The 21,797-nt window shown below is 35.1% G+C and carries 20 protein-coding genes; all 20 read right to left on the bottom strand.

Translation table 11 applies throughout. The features are described 5' to 3' along the window. Positions 1–45 precede the first annotated feature (45 nt). The 20 genes from HMPREF9171_RS107560 to topA all read right to left on the bottom strand — a co-directional run bounded on the left by HMPREF9171_RS107560 (position 46) and on the right by topA (position 21,711). Positions 46–2,595 carry a M1 family metallopeptidase gene (locus tag HMPREF9171_RS107560; RefSeq protein ID WP_000859376.1) on the bottom strand — a complete coding sequence of 850 codons (2,550 nt, stop codon included), beginning with the start codon at positions 2,593–2,595 and terminating at the stop codon, positions 46–48. Between the two features lie 145 nt (positions 2,596–2,740). Continuing rightward, positions 2,741–3,394 carry a phosphate signaling complex protein PhoU gene (gene phoU, locus HMPREF9171_RS107565; RefSeq protein ID WP_000946330.1) on the bottom strand — a complete coding sequence of 218 codons (654 nt, stop codon included), beginning with the start codon at positions 3,392–3,394 and terminating at the stop codon, positions 2,741–2,743. 33 nt (positions 3,395–3,427) lie between these two features. Continuing rightward, complete coding sequence (gene pstB / locus HMPREF9171_RS107570) at positions 3,428–4,186, bottom strand: phosphate ABC transporter ATP-binding protein PstB (protein WP_000193363.1); 759 nt, start codon at positions 4,184–4,186, stop codon at positions 3,428–3,430. A gap of 11 nt (positions 4,187–4,197) precedes the next feature. Continuing rightward, the gene (gene pstB / locus HMPREF9171_RS107575; RefSeq protein WP_000852850.1) at positions 4,198–5,001 is read right to left on the bottom strand and encodes a phosphate ABC transporter ATP-binding protein PstB; all 804 of its coding nucleotides are present in this window, start codon (positions 4,999–5,001) and stop codon (positions 4,198–4,200) included. Positions 5,002–5,012: 11 nt separating this feature from the next. Then, complete coding sequence (pstA, locus tag HMPREF9171_RS107580; protein ID WP_000992187.1) at positions 5,013–5,900, bottom strand: phosphate ABC transporter permease PstA; 888 nt, start codon at positions 5,898–5,900, stop codon at positions 5,013–5,015. Beyond that, positions 5,890–6,807: a phosphate ABC transporter permease subunit PstC gene (gene pstC, locus HMPREF9171_RS107585; protein ID WP_000795717.1), complete on the bottom strand. Its 918-nt coding sequence runs from the start codon at positions 6,805–6,807 to the stop codon at positions 5,890–5,892. Before pstC ends, pstA begins: the two co-directional genes overlap by 11 nt. 45 nt (positions 6,808–6,852) lie before the next feature. Beyond that, positions 6,853–7,719: a phosphate ABC transporter substrate-binding protein PstS family protein gene (locus tag HMPREF9171_RS107590; protein WP_001872286.1), complete on the bottom strand. Its 867-nt coding sequence runs from the start codon at positions 7,717–7,719 to the stop codon at positions 6,853–6,855. Positions 7,720–7,897: 178 nt separating this feature from the next. Further along, positions 7,898–9,208, bottom strand: a complete 1,311-nt coding sequence (locus tag HMPREF9171_RS107595; protein ID WP_000775407.1) for an RsmF rRNA methyltransferase first C-terminal domain-containing protein — start codon at positions 9,206–9,208, stop codon at positions 7,898–7,900. A 67-nt stretch (positions 9,209–9,275) separates the two neighbouring features. Next, a complete protein-coding gene (locus tag HMPREF9171_RS107600) occupies positions 9,276–10,040 on the bottom strand; it encodes an inositol monophosphatase family protein (protein ID WP_000338948.1) in 765 nt (254 codons plus the stop codon). After that, a complete protein-coding gene (locus HMPREF9171_RS107605; protein ID WP_000625901.1) occupies positions 10,030–10,311 on the bottom strand; it encodes a UPF0223 family protein in 282 nt (93 codons plus the stop codon). Before HMPREF9171_RS107605 ends, HMPREF9171_RS107600 begins: the two co-directional genes overlap by 11 nt. Next, a complete protein-coding gene (locus tag HMPREF9171_RS107610; RefSeq protein WP_000631264.1) occupies positions 10,304–10,717 on the bottom strand; it encodes a Spx/MgsR family RNA polymerase-binding regulatory protein in 414 nt (137 codons plus the stop codon). The genes HMPREF9171_RS107605 and HMPREF9171_RS107610 overlap by 8 nt, the downstream gene beginning before the upstream one ends. A 42-nt stretch (positions 10,718–10,759) precedes the next feature. Further along, the gene (locus tag HMPREF9171_RS107615; RefSeq protein WP_000690921.1) at positions 10,760–11,692 is read right to left on the bottom strand and encodes a bifunctional riboflavin kinase/FAD synthetase; all 933 of its coding nucleotides are present in this window, start codon (positions 11,690–11,692) and stop codon (positions 10,760–10,762) included. Between the two features lie 12 nt (positions 11,693–11,704). Further along, complete coding sequence (gene truB, locus HMPREF9171_RS107620; RefSeq protein WP_001872285.1) at positions 11,705–12,589, bottom strand: tRNA pseudouridine(55) synthase TruB; 885 nt, start codon at positions 12,587–12,589, stop codon at positions 11,705–11,707. A 91-nt stretch (positions 12,590–12,680) separates the two neighbouring features. Beyond that, complete coding sequence (locus HMPREF9171_RS107625) at positions 12,681–13,112, bottom strand: GNAT family N-acetyltransferase (RefSeq protein WP_000702701.1); 432 nt, start codon at positions 13,110–13,112, stop codon at positions 12,681–12,683. Positions 13,113–13,124: 12 nt separating this feature from the next. Then, complete coding sequence (locus HMPREF9171_RS107630) at positions 13,125–14,396, bottom strand: DUF2130 domain-containing protein (protein ID WP_001002583.1); 1,272 nt, start codon at positions 14,394–14,396, stop codon at positions 13,125–13,127. A 33-nt stretch (positions 14,397–14,429) separates the two neighbouring features. After that, positions 14,430–15,020, bottom strand: coding sequence for a restriction endonuclease subunit S (locus HMPREF9171_RS107635; RefSeq protein ID WP_001135929.1), 591 nt, complete (start codon positions 15,018–15,020; stop codon positions 14,430–14,432). Between the two features lie 106 nt (positions 15,021–15,126). Beyond that, positions 15,127–16,005, bottom strand: coding sequence for a CPBP family intramembrane glutamic endopeptidase (locus HMPREF9171_RS107640; protein WP_001232128.1), 879 nt, complete (start codon positions 16,003–16,005; stop codon positions 15,127–15,129). 105 nt (positions 16,006–16,110) lie between these two features. Next, positions 16,111–18,741, bottom strand: coding sequence for an ABC transporter permease (locus HMPREF9171_RS107645; RefSeq protein WP_000520607.1), 2,631 nt, complete (start codon positions 18,739–18,741; stop codon positions 16,111–16,113). A gap of 11 nt (positions 18,742–18,752) precedes the next feature. Further along, positions 18,753–19,454, bottom strand: coding sequence for an ABC transporter ATP-binding protein (locus HMPREF9171_RS107650; protein ID WP_000120351.1), 702 nt, complete (start codon positions 19,452–19,454; stop codon positions 18,753–18,755). Positions 19,455–19,590: 136 nt separating this feature from the next. After that, positions 19,591–21,711 carry a type I DNA topoisomerase gene (topA, locus tag HMPREF9171_RS107655; protein WP_000246607.1) on the bottom strand — a complete coding sequence of 707 codons (2,121 nt, stop codon included), beginning with the start codon at positions 21,709–21,711 and terminating at the stop codon, positions 19,591–19,593. Positions 21,712–21,797 lie beyond the last annotated feature (86 nt).

Genomic DNA, 21,797 nt, shown 5'->3' with positions numbered 1-21,797 from the left:
AAAGAAATAGAGATTGAATAATCCATCAATCTCTATTTGAGTTTATTAGATATATTTTTTGATAGTATTGATAACTTCTTCTTTTTGCTTCGTGATTAAAAGGACACGAGCAGAAATTTCTTTAATTCCCATTGAAATATTACGGCTAATCGCCATATCGCTTAATTGAGGCTCGAAAAAGTTTTTATATTGTTCAAGGCGTTCTTCTGTTTTGAAACTACTTGAGGGATAAATCACGAATTTATCAAAACTCATATCACCACCTAGAGTTGCTTTGATCCATTCCCAGTTTTCTTGGGCCCACTCCCAGACACTTTCTTGTGTAAAAGAATTTTTAAGGAAAGTAGCATACCAACTCATAGCTAAGTCTTGTGGTTTCACAATATCTTTATTTTTCCAATCTGACAATAATTTCTTGAGTGTCTTGCTATCTGTAGTATGAGATAAAGCACTCGCTAGTTGTCGTTTGAAATTCCCATCGGTAGTAGTACTATAAGTCTCTAATAACAAGTGGCTAAGTTCTTTGGATTCGAAATGCTTCATTTCATTGGTAAGAACTAACAGGCGAATTGCAGCTGGTATAGCAGCGATATTATTTTTGTGGGCTTTAAAAATATGGTGAGCTTCTTCAATAGCATGTTCATTATCTGAGTAGAGAGCAAGGCTTAGGGATAGATGACGGACCATTTCGCTATCATCTCCTTCTCCTTCTCTTTTTTCAAAGCCAAGTCTATTAAAATTAAATGCTGATAATTTATTAACAAATTCTTTAAAGTCGAATTCATCTTGGCTATCTTCCTGGACGAATAAGGATAAACCATCAATAACACTCTTAATAGCAGAGTTAACAAGATATGATGTCTCTTGACTCAAAAGAGATACTAAAGGTATTAAACTGCTGTATGAAATCATACCACTTTCAGCAAGTAAATGACGTTCTTGTACAATTTGTAGTTTAGAAATGTTATCCATAAGAGGAAGATCAGAAATGATATGCTCTAAGAGTTGACCTTGATAGTTAGTAATATAATGTGCAGTATTTTCAGTATTGAAACGCAGTGCACCATTTTCTTTGTTCTTTTCAGCTAACTGACTAAAATTGGGGATTACTACCGTTTCCTCGGTTAATATCTCTGGGATTCCTTCCCAATTACTATTAAGAGGAATTTGCCACAAGCGAGACTTATCTTCGTGTTCACCAATAAAGAATTGTTTTTGAGTTAAAATGAGGTCATCTTCTTCTATTTTGGCTGCCATCACAGGGTATCCTGGTTGCTCTAACCAAGAATCCATGAAAGCTGCAACATCTTTTCCTGAGGTTTGAGAAAGTGCATTCCAAAGGTCACGACCAATAGTATTTTGATATTGATGTTTTTCAAAATAAATTTTTAGTCCTGCGGCAAAATCTGTATCGCCTAACCAGCGACGTAACATGTGCATGAGGCGGCTACCTTTTGCATAAACGATAGCTGGATCAAAAAGTGTGTTAATTTCATCAGGATGATTGACCTCAACGTGAACAGATTGGACGCCATCTGTGGCATCACGCTTAAGAGCTAATGGTAGACCACCTGTTTGAAAGTCTTCAAATATATTAAGTTTTGGTTCAATATAATCAATTGAGACATATTCCATCATATTAGCAAATGATTCATTTAACCATAAATCATCCCACCATTTCATAGTAACGAGGTTACCAAACCACTGGTGAGCTATTTCATGTGCTACAACTAATGCTACTTGCTGACGGCTGGAAACACTAGAGTTCTCATCTACTAAAAGATAGACTTCACGATATGTTACTAATCCCCAATTTTCCATAGCTCCAGCAGAAAAATCAGGTAGAGCAACATGGAGTGACTGAGGAATAGGATAACGTACACCAAAGTAGTCCTCATAAAACTCAATAACACGCACAGCGATATCTAAAGAAAAATCTAATTCATTTAACTGATGGGCTTTTGTAGCATATGAGCCAACAAGAGTGCCGTTTTTGGTATGTGTTGTTTTACCATGCAATTCCCCTAAGGCAAAAGCTAATAAATATGATGACATTTTAGGTGTGGTGTCAAATGTCCATAAACCTGTTTCTTGACGTTGTTCAGCATTGATTTCCGGCATATTTGAAAGAGCAATCTCTCCTTCTTTTTGATCGAATTTTAGGCTCAAATCAAAGGTTGCTTTTGCTTCTGGTTCGTCAATACTTGGGAATACTTCACGAGCAAAATGGCTTTCAAATTGTGTGGAGATAACCTCTTTTTTGATGCCATTAACTGTATAGTAAGATGGATACATACCTGTCATATTATCGGTAATGTGACCGCTGAATTCAAAAACTAATACCATGCTACCAGTTTCATGCAATTGAATATGCATAGCTTCATTGTCTTCATCTAATTGGAAATCTAATGGTTGATTATCTAATAGGACAGATTTAATGGTTAACCCTTTTTGGTGAAAAGAGATATTGTTATCTAAGGCTTCGCCAGACACAGCAACGTTACCTGAAAAGGTTTTAGTTTGACGATTAATATCCAAGAAAAGGTTATAGTTTTCAGGGACAAATTTGGTAACAAAATGTTCTACAGTTTTCATATAACTCCTAACTAATTCAGAAACATTTGAAACATTACTAGTCCTGTATGGGCTAGAAAAGATAGAAAAGCTGTAACAAGATAGTTACAGCTTTTCTATCGCACGAACTATACTTACAATTACCACTCTACAAGCAATAATTATATCATAACTCGATAATTTTTCCAGTTTTTAAATAAACAATCCATTCACAGATATTTTTGCCATAATCCCCAATTCGCTCCAAGTGCATCAAGACTTGGAAGTATTCTTTGGCGGCAAATGCTACGTCAGGATGCTTTTGAATTGTTTCAACTACCATTTTTTGGATATCACGGAAGTAATCATCAACTATTTCATCCATTGCTGCTACTTCGTAAGCTTTTTCATCATCACCATTGATATAAGCTGTTAAGGCTTCTTCAAGCATGTTTTTAACTGCTTTTCCCATATTATTGATTTCTAGTTCTACTGCTGGTATTCTTTCCTCGCCCTTCATACGGATGGTTGCTTTTGCAACTGCTGCTGCATGGTCTCCCATACGCTCAACATCACTAGTAGCTTTTAAAACGGTAATAACGGTGCGTAAGTCTTGTGATACAGGCTGCTGGAGTGCAATAATTTCCAATGATTTTTTCTCTAACTTCGTTTCAAAGTTGTTAAGCGTTACATCATCTTCTATCACTTCTTTAGCTAACTCTCGATCATGACTGACAAAAGCACGAACTGTTTTTTTGATTTGTCCGATAGCTTCAATTCCCATTGCATAGAATTGGTTATGCAGTTTATCTAATTCTTCATCAAATTTTGATCTTAACATATTGTATTCTCTTTCTGATCTTATTATATGGTATTAACCGAATTTACCTGTAATGTAATCTTCAGTTTCTTTATGTTTAGGATTCATAAACATTTCTTTTGTATTGCCATATTCAATTAAGTTACCGTCTAAGAAGAAACCTGTACGATCAGAAATACGTGAGGCTTGCTGCATAGAACGTGTAACAAGTAACATGGTATATTGATCTTTTAGACCATGTAAAGTCTCTTCAATTTTACCAGCAGAAATTGGGTCAAGTGCAGAGGTTGGCTCATCTAGAAGGATAATTTTAGGCTTGGTAGCAAGGGTTCTGGCAATACAAACACGTTGTTGTTGACCACCAGATAAACCAAGAGCAGAGTCGTGTAATCTATCTTTGACCTCGTCCCAGATAGACGCGCCCTTCAATGAAGTCTCTACAGCTTCATCTAACGTAGCTTTGTCTTTTATTCCTTTGAGTCTAAGACCATAAACAACATTTTCAAATACTGACATAGGAAATGGATTAGGCTGCTGAAAAACCATCCCAATTTCTTTACGAAGTTCTACGGTATCAGTGCGTGGGCTATAAACATTATGTCCGTTATACATCACTGCTCCTGTTAGAGTGACTTCAGGATTTAAGTCTCCCATACGGTTAATAGCTCGTAAGAGTGTTGACTTTCCAGAACCAGACGGACCAATTAAGGCTGTAATCTCATTAGGATAGAAGTCCATTGAGACTTCTTTTAAAGCTTTTTTCTTATTATAGTAAACAGACAAATCACTGACTTGTAAAATAGGTTGTGTCATCTTTTACCTCACTATCCAAATCGACCAGAAACATAATCGCTAGTAGATTGACATTTAGCATTTTGGAAAATGTTATTCGTTTTATCGTATTCGATTAAGTCTCCAAGATAGAAAAATGCAGTATAATCACTAGCACGTGCTGCTTGTTGCATATTATGTGTTACGATAATTATAGTGTAATTTTTCTTGAGTTCAAACATTGTCTCTTCTAGTTGCATAGTTGCAATCGGATCGAGTGCTGAAGCAGGTTCATCCATTAAGAGAATTTCTGGTTTAACTGCGATAGCACGTGCAATACATAATCGCTGCTGTTGACCGCCAGATAAAGTGAATGCCGATTTATGAAGGTCATCTTTTACTTGATCCCATAGAGCAGCTTGTTTTAGTGAGGTTTCGACAACTTCATCTAAGAATTTTTTATCTCTTACACCAGCACGCTCATATGCAAAGGTAATGTTTTTATAAATTGATTTTGCAAACGGGTTTGGATGTTGGAAAACCATTCCGATATGTTTTCGCATCTCGTAAACATTGATATCTTGAGCGTTAACATCAATTCCTTCATACATGATTTGTCCAGTCACGCGTGCAATATCAATCGTATCGTTCATACGATTTAAGCTACGAAGATACGTTGATTTTCCACATCCAGATGGGCCGATTAAGGCTGTAATTTTATTTTTTTCAAATTGCATATCAATTCCCTTGATAGCTTCTTTCTCACCGTAGTAAACGTGTAAATCTTTTGTGGTGAGAGCTGAATTTTCTTCAGGGAAGGTAATGATATGGCGTTCGTCCCAATTATATTCTGCCATTACTACTCCTTTTAATTAGACGAGGTTAATTTCGAATGAAGTTTCTTACCGATCGAGCGAGCTGAAAGGTTGAAAATAAGAATAACAACCAATAAGACTGCAGCGCTACCGGCAGATACTTGTGTTGCATCAGGGATTGTCCCTTCGCTATTAACTTTCCAAATATGAACAGCTAAAGTTTCTGCTTGACGGAAAATTGAGATTGGACTTGTAACACTAAGGACGTTCCAATTTGACCAATCAAGTGCTGGAGCAGATTGACCAGCTGTATAAATAAGTGCTGCTGCCTCACCGAAAATACGTCCTGAAGCTAACACAACACCAGTTACAATACTTGGCAGAGCTTCAGGGACAACGACGTAAATGACCGTTTCCCAACGAGAAATACCTAGGGCCAATCCTGCTTCACGCTGTGTGTGGTGTACATTTTGAAGGCTATCTTCAACACTACGTGTCATTTGGGGTAAGTTAAAAACAGTAAGTGCTAAGGCACCTGAGATAATTGAGAAGCCATATTGAAATTGAACAACGAAGATTAGGTAACCAAACAGACCAACTACAACAGAAGGAAGAGATGATAAAATTTCGATACATGTTCTAACAAAGTTTGTTAAACGTCCTTTTTTAGCATATTCTGAGAGGTATATTCCAGCTCCTAAAGATAGAGGAATAGAAATAATCAGAGTAACAATGAGTAGGAAAAAGGAATTGTATAATTGTATTCCAATACCGCCTCCAGCTTCATATGATGATGATTTCCCAGTTAAAAATGACCAAGATACGTGTGGCAATCCGCGAACAAGAATAAAAATTAAAAGAGAGGCGAGGATTGTAACGATGATAGCTGCAATACTATAGAGTATTGCAGTTGCTAATTTGTCAGCCTTTTTAGCGTTCATAGTTTTTCTTTCCTTCCCTTGTAATTAACTTAATAACTGTATTAAATGCTAAACTCATAATTAAAAGTACTAAGGCTAGCGACCAGAGAACATTGTTTTGTACAGTTCCCATTACAGTATTACCAATACCCATTGTTAGAACAGACGTTAATGTTGCTGCTGGTGTTGTCAATGATGTTGGTAAAATTGCAGAGTTTCCGACAACCATCTGAATTGCTAGAGCTTCACCAAATGCACGTGCCATACCAAAAACAATTGCAGTGAAAATTCCTGGACGTGCAGCGTTTAATATAACACGCCAAATTGTTTGCCAACGAGTTGCCCCCATGGCTAAACTTGCTTCTTTATAGTGACGTGGCACAGCTCTAAGGCTATCTACTGTCATGAAAGTAACAGTTGGTAGAATCATGACGAAGAGGACACAGACCCCAGATAAAATGCCAAAACCTGTTCCCCCAAAAATAGAGCGAACGAAGGGAACAATAATCTGTAAACCAATAAAACCGTAAACAACAGAAGGAATCCCAACTAGTAATTCAACTGCAGGTTGTAAAATTTTAGAACCATATTTAGGTGAGATTTCAGTCATAAATACGGCAGCCCCGATAGCAAATGGTGTAGCAATGATAGCTGATAGAATAGTAACAATAAATGATCCAGCTATCATTGGAAGAGCACCAAATGACTTAGCACTTGGTTCCCATTTTGTATTAAATAAGAAGTCTGTTAATTTAACGCCATCAACAAAAAATGTAGATAGTCCTTTTTGAGCAACAAAAATCAAAATCATCGCAACAATGAAGACGATTAGGGCAAGCGAAAGAAAAGTTATTCCTTTACCAAATTTTTCTAATCGAGAGTTTTTTGAAGGAGATGTTAATTTTTTAGCTAATTCTTGATTTTTCATAATTCCTCCTAGGATCAAGATGCTTTATCCAGATGTGATTAAGTTTTATTTTGGGGTTACTTTACCTTTGGCATCTTTAACAACTTTCATGTCGTTAATAGAGATGTATCCCATATGTTGTACGATACTACTTTGAACTTTATCACTTTTCATGTAGTCTAAGAATTCTTTTGTTAGACCTGTTTCATTACCTTTTGTATACATATGTTCATATGACCAAAGTTTCCAGTTGTCGGTAGTAACATTTTTAGCTGTTGGCGCAAAACCATTTAGTTTTAATGTTTCGACAGATTTATCAACGTATGCAAAAGCGAGGTATGAAATCGCACCAGGTGTTTGAGAAACAATTGATTTCACCATACCATTTGAATCTTGTTCTTGGCTTTGAATAGGAGCAACATTTCCCATAATAGTATTATCGAAGGTTGCACGGGATCCAGAACTTGCTGCTCGATTGATGATGGAAATATCTAAATCTTGTCCTCCCACTTCTTTCCAATTCTTGATTTTTCCTGCAAAAATATCACGAAGTTGGTGGGTGGTTAGATTTTTAACATTAACTTTTTTATTAACAATAACAGCTAATCCAGCTACTGCTACTTGATGGTCTTTCAATTTCTTAGCATCAATACCATCTTTTTCTTCTGCAAATAAGTCGCTATTACCAATTTGAACAGCTCCAGACTGTACTTGTGATAAGCCTGTTCCTGAGCCTCCTCCTTGGACATTGATAGTCTTACCGAGGTTTGTCTTACCAAACTCATCTGCTGCAGCTTCTACAAGTGGCTGTAAGGCGGTTGAACCAACGCTGGTGATTGATTGACCTTTATCAATCCAACTAGCACAACCAGACAGCGTCAATAAGACGGTGGCTAGCAAGGTTAACAAAAAAATGTTTTTTTTCATTTTCATTTTCCTATTCTTTTGAATAAATTTTGATATTTAGTAGTTGATATATATTACTAAAATCATTGAGTGTTTAATGATTTACAAATAGTAAAAACACACATCACTGTCCCATAGTACCATAAGTTTCTAGGGTTTGAAAAGTATTTCTTTTTCCTTTTTTATTAAAAGTATTCAATAACAGTTATGTCTGAAATCGTAGTCCTTTAGGGTAATAATTTTTAAGAGTATTATTTGTCACTTTTGCAAAACCTAATCCATTGCCTTTTACAAGAATTTGATACCAACCATTTGGAACAGCCTTGTCTAGTTTGACTACATTTCCAGATACGTACACCTCAAACTGTTCTATATCAATTTCAATAGACTGTACTAGGTCATGTTCGCTAAGTGCCATTCCTAAAGCAAACGATGGCTCAAAACGATTCTTCTTGAAAGTGCCTAGATGGAGACCATTGCGTGCTATTTTTAATTTAGACAAATCAGGGAAACCATTAGGTAGAAGATAGAGTTGGTCGCCGAAAACGTCTAAAACACCGTTCAAGTCTATCTTTAAATGGTCTTGTGCAAATTGTTGCCACAATTGTAACTGCATTTTATTAATTTTCTGTGCTTTTGGCTTAATTTTCTGTGCTTCCTTAGGTCTAGTATCTCTCAGTTTTGCAACGAATTGTCCTTCACCTTGAAAATGATGAGGGTACATCCTTGCAACTTGTGGTACATTAATCCCTTCAACCATCCCATTTAGTTTAGGGATATCAACAAGTTCTAAGTAATCATACTCTTGAAGGAGCCAATTAACCACTTCTTCGTTCTCTTCTGGTGACCATGTACAAGTAGAGTATACAAGTATACCACCACGAGCTAGCATTTTGATTGCTTCTTTTAAAATATCTCTTTGTAACTGTGCACATTCTGTGGGGTAATCTTTGTGCCAATATTGTATTGCTTGAGGGTCTTTGCGGAACATTCCCTCACCAGAACACGGACCGTCAAAAACAATAAGATCAAAAAAAGAATTAAAACATTTGGCTAGTCGTTGGGAGCTTTCATTAGTCACGATAACATTTCTAGCACCAAAACGTTCGACATTTTCGACTAAAATTTTACTACGTTTATTTGAAATTTCATTACTAACTAATAGACCAGTATTGTTTAAATATGATAGAAGGTGTGTTGTTTTTCCACCAGGTGCAGCTGCTAAATCTAGCACTTTCATTCCTTCTTGTGGTTCAGCAATCTGAGCCACTATCTGAGCAGCAGGTTCTTGAGAATAAACAAGGCCAGTTGTGTGTTCTATTGATTTTCCTGATATTTTCCCATAATGCCCCCAAGGGGTACTTGGGATGGCATTTGGAAAATCAAGTTGCTTTTCTTTGAGAGGATTGGTGCGATATGCCGATATGGGTTTTTGTTCAAAACTGTCAAAAAAAGCTTCTGCTTCATCTTTAAGTATAGTCTGATATTTTTCAATAAATTCATTCGGTAATTTCATGTTTCTATTATACTATATAATCACGGTCGTGCAAAAAAACCTTCTATTTAATTAGAAGGTTTTAAGTTTATTTTTTGGTAAGGTAGGATTGGATAAGATTTAATTTCGACTTTGGTAGGAACATTACTTTTTGTCTTGTTGAATAGTTGGGTTCTTCCCCGTCAAGCGTTAATAAGGTAAATCCTAATGTCTCCCCCATGATTTTTGCTGCAGCATAATCCCAAGGTTGAATATACGAAAAATAAGCTAATAATTTGCCCTGCATGACTTTTGCCATGCTAATTCCAGCACCACCATAGATACGAACACCTAAAGTTTCAGAAGCTAAATGGGCAATACCGCAATCATTTTCTGCATACATAGCAGAATTTACTCCAAGTAAGCAACGTTCTAAAGGACACTCTTGAAAAGGAACAATTTTTTTATCGTTAGCATAGACATCAAAATGTCCTCCCCCACTGTAAAGAATATCAGCCATAACGTCGTAGATGATACCAAATTGTCCAACGCCTTCTTCGTAATAAGCTAACATAACAGCAAAGTTATCTTTTTGAACAATAAAATTAACGGTTCCATCAATAGGGTCTAAAACCCAAACATTACCTTGAGCAATGGGTGAGCGCACATCATCTTCTTCGGCAAGTATATTATCATCTGGGTAATGTTGAATAATTTCTTGAATTAATAATTTTTGTGTTTTTTTATCAAGACTTGTCACTAAATCATCAAATCGAGACTTTTCCTCAACATCAAAAGTATTTTGCATCTCAGATTTAATGAATTGACCAGCTTTATACACTAATTGTTTAGCGAAATCAAATTTAGCGTCCAAGTGAAATAAATCCTTTCGCTTGTTGTTGTGCTGCTTTAACAGCTTGATAAGTGGAATAACCGCTAGTTCTCTGGAATTCACGGTCAATTTGTTTTTCCTGCGCCTTGGATTTAACAACTTTTTTAAATTCTTTATAGCTATCTAGCAAATTATCAACTTTAACACTATTTTCATAGGCGTGTTCAACTTGATTTAAAAAGCGAAGTACCTTAGTAATATCTTCCATATTCCATGAAGGATCAAGAGGATAACTATAATTACTACTAATCATGTTTTCCCTCAATTTCAGCACGAATAGTGGCCTGTTTCAGTTCTTGTTTACGATAGTCACGCGGTAAGAAGGCACGAATTTCATCCTCATTAAAACCAATCTGCATACGTTTTTTGTCTAAAATAATTGGGCGTCGTAAAAGACTTGGATTTTCTGAAATTAATTCCATTAATGAAGATGTTGATAATTCGTCTACATCAATAGCAAGTTTTTGAAAGACTTTTGAACGTGTGGAAATAATGTCTTCTGTACCATTTTCTGTAAACGATAGAATTTGTAATAGTTCTTCTTTATTGAGTGGACTTGTAATAATGTTATGCTCTTCAAAAGCAACCTCATGCTTACTTAGCCAAGCACGCGCTTTTCGGCAACTAGTACAGCTGGGTGATAAAAATAAGGTAATCATATAACCGCCTCTTGTATTTACTAGAGACTATTATACAAAAAATTAAAGAGTTTGACTATCTTTTTTCCAATTTAAAGCAATTTCTTTATCTTTTTTTAGTTGTTTTACAAGATCGTCAATACCATTAAACTTTACCATTTCTCTGATTCTTTTTAACCAGAAAATTTCAATAGTTTCTCCATAAATGTCGCCATCAAAATCAAAGATATTAGCTTCTAAACGAAGTTCTGTACCACCAAAAGTGATATTTTTTCCAATGCTCGTCATCGCTCTATAATATTTTCCATTAATCAGAACATTGGAAATATAAACACCGTCTGCAGGTAAGTAAGTGCGATTAATGGGAGCTAGATTAGCAGTTGGGAACCCTATAGTTCGTCCTCTAGCATCGCCATGTACTACCATGCCACAGGTTGAAAACTCATAACCCAAAAGTTGGTTAGCTTTCTCAACATTACCTTCTGTAATCAATTGACGAATACGTGTAGAAGAGATTTTTTCACCACCTTCAGAAATTTCATCAATGATATAGACTGGTCCCTTGAAATTACGCGCTAGATAATCACCACTGGTACGATTATGACCGAACTTATAATCAAAACCGACAACAGCAGCTTTTGCTCTGAGACCATAAATATATTTCTTAATAAAAAGGTCAGAAGATACTTTTGAAAAATGACTGGTAAAATTCATTAAATATAACTCATCGACGCCATACTCTTGAAATTTTTCAGAACGTTTTTCTGGAGAGGTAAGATGTAGCAATAATTCAGGTTGGAAGCGAGCGAAGGTTAGACGAGGTGTCTCATTAAACGTTAAGACGACAATTTTCAAATTTTTTTCGGTCGCGATTTTTTTAGCTTTATCAAAGAGGGCTTTATGTCCCAGATGTAAGCCATCAAAATAGCCCAAAACTAAGACGCAATCTTCTTTAGCTTGAATATCTTTATAATCATTAATGTAATGGATTTTCATGATTGACTTTCTTTATAACAATACTTTGTGTGGTTTAAATTCATTGCCACGTTTTTCTAGTATAGCGATAACTCTATTTTCATAAAAAGCTGCTAAGGTATCTGCTTCATTTTCTAATAAGATACGACGTCCGTATGAGATTTCAATTTTATCTTCCTCAGTTAGGTTAACTTTTGGGAGATCTAAAACACCATATTCAATTGGAAGTAAAAATGAAAAATCTTCTTGCTTATATTTTTCATTAATTTCTTCAAGCGTTAATGATTGTGTAATGGATAATCCTGCAGATGAGGTTCTTTTTAGGAAAGACATATGGCTAGCATATCCTAGTTTTATTCCTAGATCAACAGCTAACGTCCTAACATAGGTACCTTTACTGCATGAGACATAGAAACTAAAACGGCAGATGCCTTTTTCGAAGTACAATGGGCTTGTGCGTCTAAATTCAGAAATTGTTATTTGTCGTTTAGGTCGCTCTACTTCTTCTCCTGAACGGGCATATTCATAGAGCTTTTTACCGTTTACTTTAACTGCTGAATACATAGGAGGAACTTGTGTAATTGGACCGATAAAACTTTTCATCGCATGATCCACAACATCCTCGCTAAGATCGGATTGAGTTAGTGGAGTTCTTGAAATGACCTCTCCACTAGAATCTTCTGTACTTGTGGCATATCCTAAAGTGATTTCTCCTTCATAAATTTTGCCACTTTCTGTCATATATTCAATAACACGAGTGGCTTTTCCAACCGCAATTGGTAAAACCCCAACAACATCTGGATCAAGAGTTCCGCCGTGTCCTATTTTTTTTGTATGTAGTATCTTTCGAAGCTTGAATACAGCATCGTGTGATGTCATTCCAGCTTCTTTCTTTAAATTAATTATTCCTGTAATCATGTTTTATATTATATCAGTAAATAAACGGTAACACAAAGAAAGGAGCGTAAAAACTTACGCTCTTTTGGTATAGTGCTATAAGGATTTATACCTAATCTAAATAGTATGAAAAGCCTGTACTAACCTTCTTGAACCCTAGGTTTTCATAAAAATGATAAGCTTCCTGACGATATTCTTTTAAACTGCTATTTAAAGCCAGTACTTCACTTCCATCTGTTTTAGCTAGCTGTTTAACGTGATTAATAAGTTGGCTAGCGATACCTTTACGACGGTGTTCTTCATTAACTACTAGTGCTAAAATCCGATAGTAAGTCCCACTTTTTTCAAAAAAGTAAAGTTTATGATATCCAACGAAGGCGAGTAGTTTGCCATTATCCTCAGCTATCAAAAAGCCATAATCTGAATGAGTAAGAATAACCTTTAAAATAGATTGAATCTCTGATAATGATATTGCGTATCCTAATTCTTGATACAAAGGGACTAATTTTTCACTATCGTCTAGTGTTGCAGTTCTAATCTTCATAATCATAACCTCTTAGTCTTTTAGAGCATCGAATTTTGCTTTCATTGTTGGATTTTTTCTCGTTAATTTCTTGACAGAAACATCGTCTAATTTATTATTTGCAAGACGTAGTTGATTTTCAGACGTGGTTAAAGCAGCCTTAACAGCTTCCATACGTTTAATAGATTTATCTATTTCATCGATTGCTTTCTGGAAATTTTTGCTTGCAGAATTATAATTTTTAGCAAATGCATTTTTGAAAATATCTAAATCTTCTTCAAAATGTGTGATGTCAATATTTTGTTCTTTCATCAAAGCAAGCTCTTGTTTATATTTTAAGGTATTGAGTGCTGCATTTCTTAGAATACCAATTAATTGGATAAAAAATTGTGGACGTATAACGTACATTTTAGGGTATTTGTGACTAACATCAACAATTCCAGTATTATAATAGTCATTGTCTGCTTCAAGCATAGTTACTAAAACTGCGTATTCGCAAGATTTTTCACGACGATCTTTATCTAATTCTTTGAAAAAATCTTCATTTTTATGCTTCTTGATAGTATCATCAGACTCATTTTTCATTTCAAACATGATACTTAAAAACTCAAGGTCATTTTCATCCTTTTCTCGATAGATAAAGTCCCCCTTTGAGCCACGACTTGATAATGTATTGTCCTTCTCAAAATAAGCATTAGGAAAGGCCAAATGTCGCACTTTATTAAATTCTGTTTCAGCATAATGTTCTAAACTTTCTCCTACTGCTTTAGTAGACTGTTGAGCTTTGAAGTTTTTATAGAATTCTACTTGTTCATTGGCTGCCTTTAGTTGTACTTCATAATCACTTTTTACTGAAGCTAAAGCTAAATCTTTTTCTTTTTCTTGAATGTGCAACTGATTTTGTATTGCATCTCTTTCTCGTTCGACTTTTGTTAGCGCCTCTTGCAAGCTATTTTCATGCTCTAAACGTAGTCTATCGATTTGGTTTTCAAGGTCGCGAAGCATCATGTCTTTTTGATTTAATTGCTCAGCGAGTTGGTACTCATTGTCTTTGAGAAGATTGTCTTTTTCTATAAGAAATTGTTTGACTTTGTACTGAAGTTTAGCTATCTCCTTGTCTTTTTCTACAACAACTTCCTGTAATTGATTTTTTGCTTGCTCCCCTAATATTAGACGTTCTTTTTCCAACCGTTCACTTACTTCTTTGTCAAAAGCATCTCCACGAATTTGTTCTAGTAATTGATGGTATTCAGACTCGTTGATGGCAAAAGCTGTTCCACAATGAGGGCATTTGATTTCGTTCATGATAACTCTTCCTATGATGTTTTGTATTCGGTTCTAGCTAAGTTGTTGTCTGATGTCATTTTGGATACGTTCCCACTCCTGCTCTGCACGTGCTATCTTACGTTCGTAATCGTTGAGCCCCTGTTTATAACGTTGGATAAGATAATCCTGTCTAAAAAGCGGGATACTTGGTATTGCAATATTTAACAGTTCCTTTGTGCTAATATTCATCACAGCTTTTCCTTTGTTAGCATTCTCAAGTGCCTGTTGACCTTCTTCTGAATCAAAAAAAAGCTTTAAGTAGTACCCTCTAATGTGTTGTGTAGGTCTTAGTATTGTAATATTAGCAGAGGCAACGACAGGGTAATCTTGCTCTTCAAAAATAGCAACTTTCTTGACAGTTCCTTTTGAAGCGATTAAAACATCGCCTTCCTGAAGTAGATATTTTAAAAGTGAGCGTTGTTCATCTTGGAATGTTTTTAAGTTATGGTAGTCAATTCCTAAAGGAGACATATCACTCAAATTAATAATACGGATATCGCCTGCTTCTGCTTTTGAAGGCACAGCTTTACCTTTAAAGCAGTCTACCAATTCAGATAATAAATAAGTTTTTTTCTCTGGGTTACTTGTTGGATTTTGTGGCACAATAGACTCCTTTCGTCTTTGAAATATTATATCACAAAACATAGTTTTTTAATACTAAAATAAAAAATAAGCTTTCAGTAAGAGAAGCTTATTTAGATTAAATCTATTAGTCGTAAGGAAAATTCGATTTTTGATAAAGCCAATAACAAGCTACGATAAGAACAATACTAGTAATCATACTTCCTTCCACACCAAATTTTCCACCGCTAATCCAGTCAGCACCATAGGTTTTAACATGGACTAGGGAGTTAGACAACATTGGCTCTCCACTAACTTCGATTCCAAAGACACTCCCTTGTACACAGTTCCAAGCGCCATGAATACCACACGTCCCCCAGATGTTACCTTTTAAAATAACATAGAGCGATAGAAATAGTCCAAAGAGACACAGATTGAAAATCGAGATAAAGCTTACATGATTATTAGCGCTATGCAGAAGACCGAAAAAGATCGAACTGATACTGACAGAAACTATCTTACTATACTTTGTGGCACTCACCGGAAGTAACCATCCACGACACAATATTTCAACAGAGACGCCTTGTACCTGCCATCCAACAGCAAAAATAAGAAACCAAATCAATTTATCAGCTGTAAAACGAACAGTTTCGATAACTCCAGAGCCTGAAATTATTGTTAATATTAAGCAGGCTCCAAAGAGAACGCTCCCGACTAACCATCCTCTAGATAATTCTGTTAGGGCTCCTTCTTTAAATAGCCCTAGAGAACTAATTGGACGCTTCTCTTTAAATTTCACCCACATAAATAACATTACCGTACTAATTGAAGTTGCTAGTAAAATGATTAACTGGACGATATCGCTATCCCACTCTAGTTTCCAAAAATCAAGCGAGATAATCAATTCAATAATAATATAGGTAAGGAAATCTGCTGTAAATAGTAATATCAAAGCCAATAATATAGTTAAAAGGATATGCCTTGATACTTTACCTTTTGCAGTTTCCTCAAAAATAGACTTTCTCATAAATATCTCACTTTTATCTAACATTATACTGTTATATTATACAATTAAGATCACTTACTGTCAATCGTTATCGAAAAGATTAGAAAAGATAATCTTTTTTATAAACTAATCTACTGATTTCAAGGCATCTAACATATTGAGTTTTTTTAATTGATGGTTAACTATAAAACCTAGACTTATTAGAATGATGACTATTACGCTTATTGGTATTATAAATGTAGTTGGTGATACTTTTTCACCAAAAAGTATTTGATCTGAACCAATTAGCGACATCATTTGACGGTGTAAATAAGTACCGCTAATGGTGCCTAGAATCACACCGATGGTTGATAAAATAATGGTTTCGCGGTAAATGTATAAAGTTACTTCTTCATTATAAAAACCTAATACCTTTATAGTTGATAGCTCCCGCTTACGTTCTGCTAAATTGATATTAGTGAGATTATAAAGAATTACAATGGCTAACAATAAAGATACGACAACTAAAATAGTCATAGAGCCATCTAAAGAACGCACAACGGCTTCTACACTAGCCATCTGAAGAGCATTTTGCGTAAGAGACTCAACTCCATTAATTTCTAAAAGTTTTTCTGCTAAGTTATTTGCGATTTTATGTTTGGTTAACTTAACCAAAAAAGCGTTATCTTTAGCTTCTTTCTTAAAAATAGTTCGATAGTACTGTTTTGTCATAAAAATATAGTGACCAACATTCGCATTGACAACTCCTGCTATTTTTAATTTTCTAGAAGGAAGTGTTTGTGAATGAGATAAATGGATAAAATCACCAGTATTAACATGATAAAATTGAGCTAATTTTTTAGAAATAATAATCCCTTTATTATTCAAGTGCAATGACTTGCTAGTTGTTGCTTCTTGTAAATAAATAAAAGGTAGTAATTGTTTTTTGTCTGTTATGAATAGAGAAATTGACTGTTTATTAATTTGTCCAGGAATGGATTCGTCAAGATTTTCAAGGTGTATTGGTTGGTATTTGTCTGTTTTTGAATCTTTTGAAAGTAGTTTAAGTATTTTTTGGGGAGAAGCATTTGTGTTATATGTTAGCAATATATCATAGGGCATAATACGACCGAAATGTTCATTGACGGTTTGCTTTAAGGAGGATTGTATTCCTAGACCTGAAAATAAGAGCGCTACTGATCCAGCAACTCCAAATATGGTCATAATCATCCTTTGTTTGTAACGAAAAATATTTCTAGCAGTTACTTTTTGTGTGAAGGACAGTTTTTTCCAAATCCAATTGATATACTCTAAAGCTATTTTAGATCCTTTAGCTGGTGGTTTTGGTAATAATAAAAATGCTGCTTTTTCTTTCAACTCACGTCGAGTGATAACAAAAACTGGAAGAACAATGCTTAATAATGAAAAAACAAAGGCTAGTAAACTGTAATTTAAGAAAAGATGATACTGTGTGTTTGGAATAGTCAGGTCTTTGGAAATGATATCAGAAATAATACGAGGTAAAAGATAATGCCCTCCAATGATACCTAAAGTAGTCCCTAATGTTCCTGCTATAAAACCATAAATAATAAATTTAAAGATAACTTGGCGGTCACTATAGCCTAGTGCTTTTAATATGCCTGCGTTGGTTCTTTCTTCCTCGACGAACCTAGTCATTGTTGTTAAGGTTACTAATGCTGCGACTAAATATAAAATAATGGGAAAAAGATTACTGATTTTAGAAGTACTATTTGTACTGGAGTCAAAAGTGTTATATCCTTGTCCTCCAGGAAAGGTAGCACGGTTGTAGACAATAATTTGAGGCGATTCCATTATTTGGGTGTTATGTCTCAATTTTAAAAGCTCTTTTGTTCGTTTCAAAAGAGATAGTCGGTCTTGTTTAATTTTCATTTGAATAGCTTGTCTTTGAGATAGTGGCATCGCTAGGCTATCATTATCTAACCGATTGATTTGTTTTTGAGCTTTTAGTAGGCTTTTTTCCTCCTCATCGATTTTACGTAGACTCTCTTTTTTTGTTTTGGTATATCTTATTTTATTGTGAATATTTAACTTTCGCGATACCTTTTCTTGGTATTTCGCTACTTTTTCTTTGTAACTTATTGAGAAAGGGTTAATCAACCTAAGATCTTTAAAAGTTACCCTTGCCATTGTATATACTGGAGAGTGAAATGCTGTCTTATCTAATACGCCATAACTATCTAAGTCGCCGTCCCCTGTTTGAGAACTACCAAGATTTGTCTTAGACCAAACCTCAGTAGAATTAACAAAACCTACAATAGTTAGAGGACCTGTATTTGAAAACAGTTTGTTTTTATCTTGTTTAAAATTAATTTTATCACCTATTGCATATTTTTTTCGTTCCTGAAATGAGAGAGCAATTTCTGATTTATTTAAAGGGAGACGTCCCTTAACAAGATCAAAGGTTGATATTGTTTTGGTATTGGAATACAATCGATAAGATTTACTATTCTGTTGAGGAGTTGTATCTATAAAGTAAGAAAACTCAACTTGTGATCCTTTTAAGCTTTCTAAAACAGTTTGATCATGTTTGTCAAGTCCCCAAGAATTGAAAACGGTAATATCCATAACATGATGATGAGCAAGGTAATTTTGTGCTGTTCTTTGCATATTAGGTGATGCGACCTTCAGTCCTATAAAAGCAAATGAGCCTAACATCATAAGTAAGAGGATTGATGAAAATCTACCTTTTGAAGTCGTAATTGATCGATAGATATCTTTCCAAAATGTCTTTCCCATTTGTATAACCTCTAATATTCTATGTTCTGAATATCACTTGGATTCTCGTTTATTACAATATCACTGATTTTTGAATCATGCATATGGATCACGCGATTTGCAATTGGCGCTAAGGCAGTATTATGAGTAACAATGATCACAGTTGTTTCTTTTGATTGCGCCATCTTTTGCAGGATAGCTAGTACTTGTTTTCCGGTTTGGTAATCTAAAGCACCAGTAGGTTCATCACAAAGTAACAGTTTAGGTTTTTTGGCAATAGCTCGTGCTATTGCAACGCGTTGCTGTTCGCCACCGGAAAGCTGTGCTGGAAAATGATTGATACGGTGTCCCAAACCTACGTTTTCTAATGCCTTTTGGGCATCTAATGCCTTTGGAACAATTTCTGAAGCAAATTCTACATTCTCTAGTGCTGTTAGATTAGGGACTAAGTTATAGAATTGAAAAACAAACCCGACATCATATCTACGGTAACGAGTCAATTCCCTGATGGTATAATTAGCAATATTCTTACCATCAATTAAAACTTCACCTTCACTATTACTATCCATCCCTCCTAGTATATTGAGAACAGTAGATTTGCCAGCGCCGGATGCACCAAGAATAACCACCAACTCACCTCTCTCAATACTGAAACTAATATCATTGTTAGCAATAATTTCGGTTTCACCTGTTTGATAACGCTTATAGGAATGCTTCATTTCAATATAGGACATAACGGCACCTCACACTATGAATACACCTATATTATAGCACTTTTTTATTAATTCTCCCATAAAATAAAATACATAAATTAAGTTATGTAAAATAATAATTTTTTTTAAAATCTGAGCTAAACACTCAGATTCCACTTTATTTAATTTTCTCTTCTTGGTAGTCGCATTTTTCATTTGAGCAAACAACTTGTTTACCACCACCGCGTACTTTTTTCTCCACTAAGAAATCATTTGATTTGGGGCAAGTTCGTCCAATAGGTTTGTCCCAAGATGTAAACTCACATTCTGGGTAGCGGTCACAGCCATAAAAGATACGATTGCGTTTTGTTTTTCGCTCAATAACTTGTCCTTTTTGACAGATAGGACAAATAACACCTATTTCCTTAGTGATAGCTTTTGTGTTATGACATTCAGGGAAATTGCTACACGCATAAAACTTTCCATAACGTCCTAGTTTTATTACCATTGGTGATCCACATAGCTCGCAATCAAATCCAGCAGGTTCATCCTTTATTTGAATTTTCTCCATTTCAGTTTCTGCTTTTGCAAGTTCTTTTTCAAATGGTTTATAAAATTCATCGATAATCTTTTGCCACTGCTCTTTGCCAATCTCAACTTCGTCTAGTTTCCCTTCCATTTCGGCAGTGAAGGTAACATCAACAATATCTGGGAAAAATTCTACAATAAGGCTATTAACAATTTCACCAAGTTCAGTTGGTTCGAAGCGTTTAGCTGCAAGCTTAACATAATAACGTTTTTGAATAGTCTCAAGCGTTGGGGCATAAGTTGAAGGACGACCTACACCGTTTTCTTCAAGTGTTTTAATGAGACTTGCTTCTGAAAACCTTGCAGGAGGTTGAGTGAAGTGTTGTTCAGGATTCGTATTAACCTTTTTAACACTTTCTCCTTCCTCCATATCTGGTAACATTTTATTTTTGTCAGTATCGTTATAAACAGCCATGTAACCATCAAACTTGACTTGGCTACCATTAGCAATAAAAGTAACACCATTTTGCGTTAAATTAACTTTCATTGTGTCAAAGACTGCTGCTGTCATTTGGCTTGCAATAAAACGGTTCCAGATAAGAGTATAAAGTTTTAGTTGATCTTTGTCTAAAAACTTAGCAATACTTTCGGGTGTATGATTAACACTAGACGGACGAATAGCTTCGTGAGCATCTTGTGCTCCAGAAGCATTTTTAACTTTATTCCCATGTTTAGAATAATTTGCACCAAAACGGTTAGTAATAAATTCTGCTGCTTCATTTTGTGCTAACGGACTAATACGTGTAGAATCAGTACGCATATAGGTAATCAGACCTTGATGACCTGCTGTGCCTAAGCTAAGTCCTTCGTACAGCTGTTGCGCAATCATCATGGTTTTACGAGTTCGAAAATTGATTTTGTTAGCTGCATCCTGTTGCAATGAAGAAGTTGTATACGGTAATGGTGCATTACGACGACGCTCTTTTTTTTCAACTTTTTCAACTAAGAATTCATCAGTTTTAATACGTTTTAGAACTGTTTTGACGTCTTCATTATTCGATAATTTGAATTTCTTTCCGTCTAAACCGTAGAAAGTGGCATTGAATTTACGTGTTCCTTTTTTAAAGGAACCGTCAATAGTCCAATACTCCTCCGGTTGGAAAGCCTTAATCTCATTTTCACGATCAATGATTAGTTTAAGAGCAACTGATTGTACACGTCCAGCTGATAGCCCTTTTTTTACTTTTTTCCATAAAATAGGTGAGATAGAATAACCAACAATGCGATCTAAAACACGTCGTGCTTGCTGAGCATCAACGAGATCCATGTTAATCTGACGAGGTTCCACAAAAGCATTTTTAACAGCATCTTTTGTGATTTCATTGAAAACAACACGGTTTCTGTCTTCTTTGTCTAAATCTAAAATATGCGCTAAATGCCAGGAAATAGCTTCTCCTTCACGGTCCGGGTCACTCGCGAGGTAAACTTTTTTAGCCTTTTTAGCTTCTTTTTTTAAATCATTAATGAGAGGTCCTTTACCACGAATATTAATATATTGTGGTTCGTAATTATTCTCAAAATCAATGGACATACTTGACTTTTTTAAATCACGGATATGACCTACTGAGGCTACAACTTTATAGTTACGTCCTAAGTATTTTTCGATAGTCTTTGCTTTTGCAGGAGACTCCACAATAACTAGATTTTTTTTAGCAGTAGCTGATTTTTTTTTACTTGTTTTTTTGGTCGACGTTTTTGTCGTAGTTGCCATAGGTATCACTTTCTATATCGTAAACTTATAGCATAATAACTCACTTTTCTTAAACTGTCAATAGAAAACTTCTCCTATAGTAGAAA

This window comes from Streptococcus agalactiae ATCC 13813 (assembly GCF_000186445.1).
GTDB lineage: Bacteria > Bacillota > Bacilli > Lactobacillales > Streptococcaceae > Streptococcus > Streptococcus agalactiae.
This window is presented reverse-complemented; position numbering and strand designations above follow the sequence as displayed.

Coding starts and splice junctions, on each gene's coding strand:
- HMPREF9171_RS107560 (WP_000859376.1), bottom strand. CDS start 2,595: ATGAAAACTGTAGAACATTTTGTTACCAAATTTGTCCCTGAAAACTAT.
- phoU (WP_000946330.1), bottom strand. CDS start 3,394: ATGTTAAGATCAAAATTTGATGAAGAATTAGATAAACTGCATAACCAA.
- pstB (WP_000193363.1), bottom strand. CDS start 4,186: ATGACACAACCTATTTTACAAGTCAGTGATTTGTCTGTTTACTATAAT.
- pstB (WP_000852850.1), bottom strand. CDS start 5,001: ATGGCAGAATATAATTGGGACGAACGCCATATCATTACCTTCCCTGAA.
- pstA (WP_000992187.1), bottom strand. CDS start 5,900: ATGAACGCTAAAAAGGCTGACAAATTAGCAACTGCAATACTCTATAGT.
- pstC (WP_000795717.1), bottom strand. CDS start 6,807: ATGAAAAATCAAGAATTAGCTAAAAAATTAACATCTCCTTCAAAAAAC.
- HMPREF9171_RS107590 (WP_001872286.1), bottom strand. CDS start 7,719: ATGAAAATGAAAAAAAACATTTTTTTGTTAACCTTGCTAGCCACCGTC.
- HMPREF9171_RS107595 (WP_000775407.1), bottom strand. CDS start 9,208: ATGAAATTACCGAATGAATTTATTGAAAAATATCAGACTATACTTAAA.
- HMPREF9171_RS107605 (WP_000625901.1), bottom strand. CDS start 10,311: ATGATTAGTAGTAATTATAGTTATCCTCTTGATCCTTCATGGAATATG.
- HMPREF9171_RS107610 (WP_000631264.1), bottom strand. CDS start 10,717: ATGATTACCTTATTTTTATCACCCAGCTGTACTAGTTGCCGAAAAGCG.
- HMPREF9171_RS107615 (WP_000690921.1), bottom strand. CDS start 11,692: ATGAAAATCCATTACATTAATGATTATAAAGATATTCAAGCTAAAGAA.
- truB (WP_001872285.1), bottom strand. CDS start 12,589: ATGATTACAGGAATAATTAATTTAAAGAAAGAAGCTGGAATGACATCA.
- HMPREF9171_RS107625 (WP_000702701.1), bottom strand. CDS start 13,112: ATGAAGATTAGAACTGCAACACTAGACGATAGTGAAAAATTAGTCCCT.
- HMPREF9171_RS107630 (WP_001002583.1), bottom strand. CDS start 14,396: ATGAACGAAATCAAATGCCCTCATTGTGGAACAGCTTTTGCCATCAAC.
- HMPREF9171_RS107640 (WP_001232128.1), bottom strand. CDS start 16,005: ATGAGAAAGTCTATTTTTGAGGAAACTGCAAAAGGTAAAGTATCAAGG.
- HMPREF9171_RS107645 (WP_000520607.1), bottom strand. CDS start 18,741: ATGGGAAAGACATTTTGGAAAGATATCTATCGATCAATTACGACTTCA.
- HMPREF9171_RS107650 (WP_000120351.1), bottom strand. CDS start 19,454: ATGTCCTATATTGAAATGAAGCATTCCTATAAGCGTTATCAAACAGGT.
- topA (WP_000246607.1), bottom strand. CDS start 21,711: ATGGCAACTACGACAAAAACGTCGACCAAAAAAACAAGTAAAAAAAAA.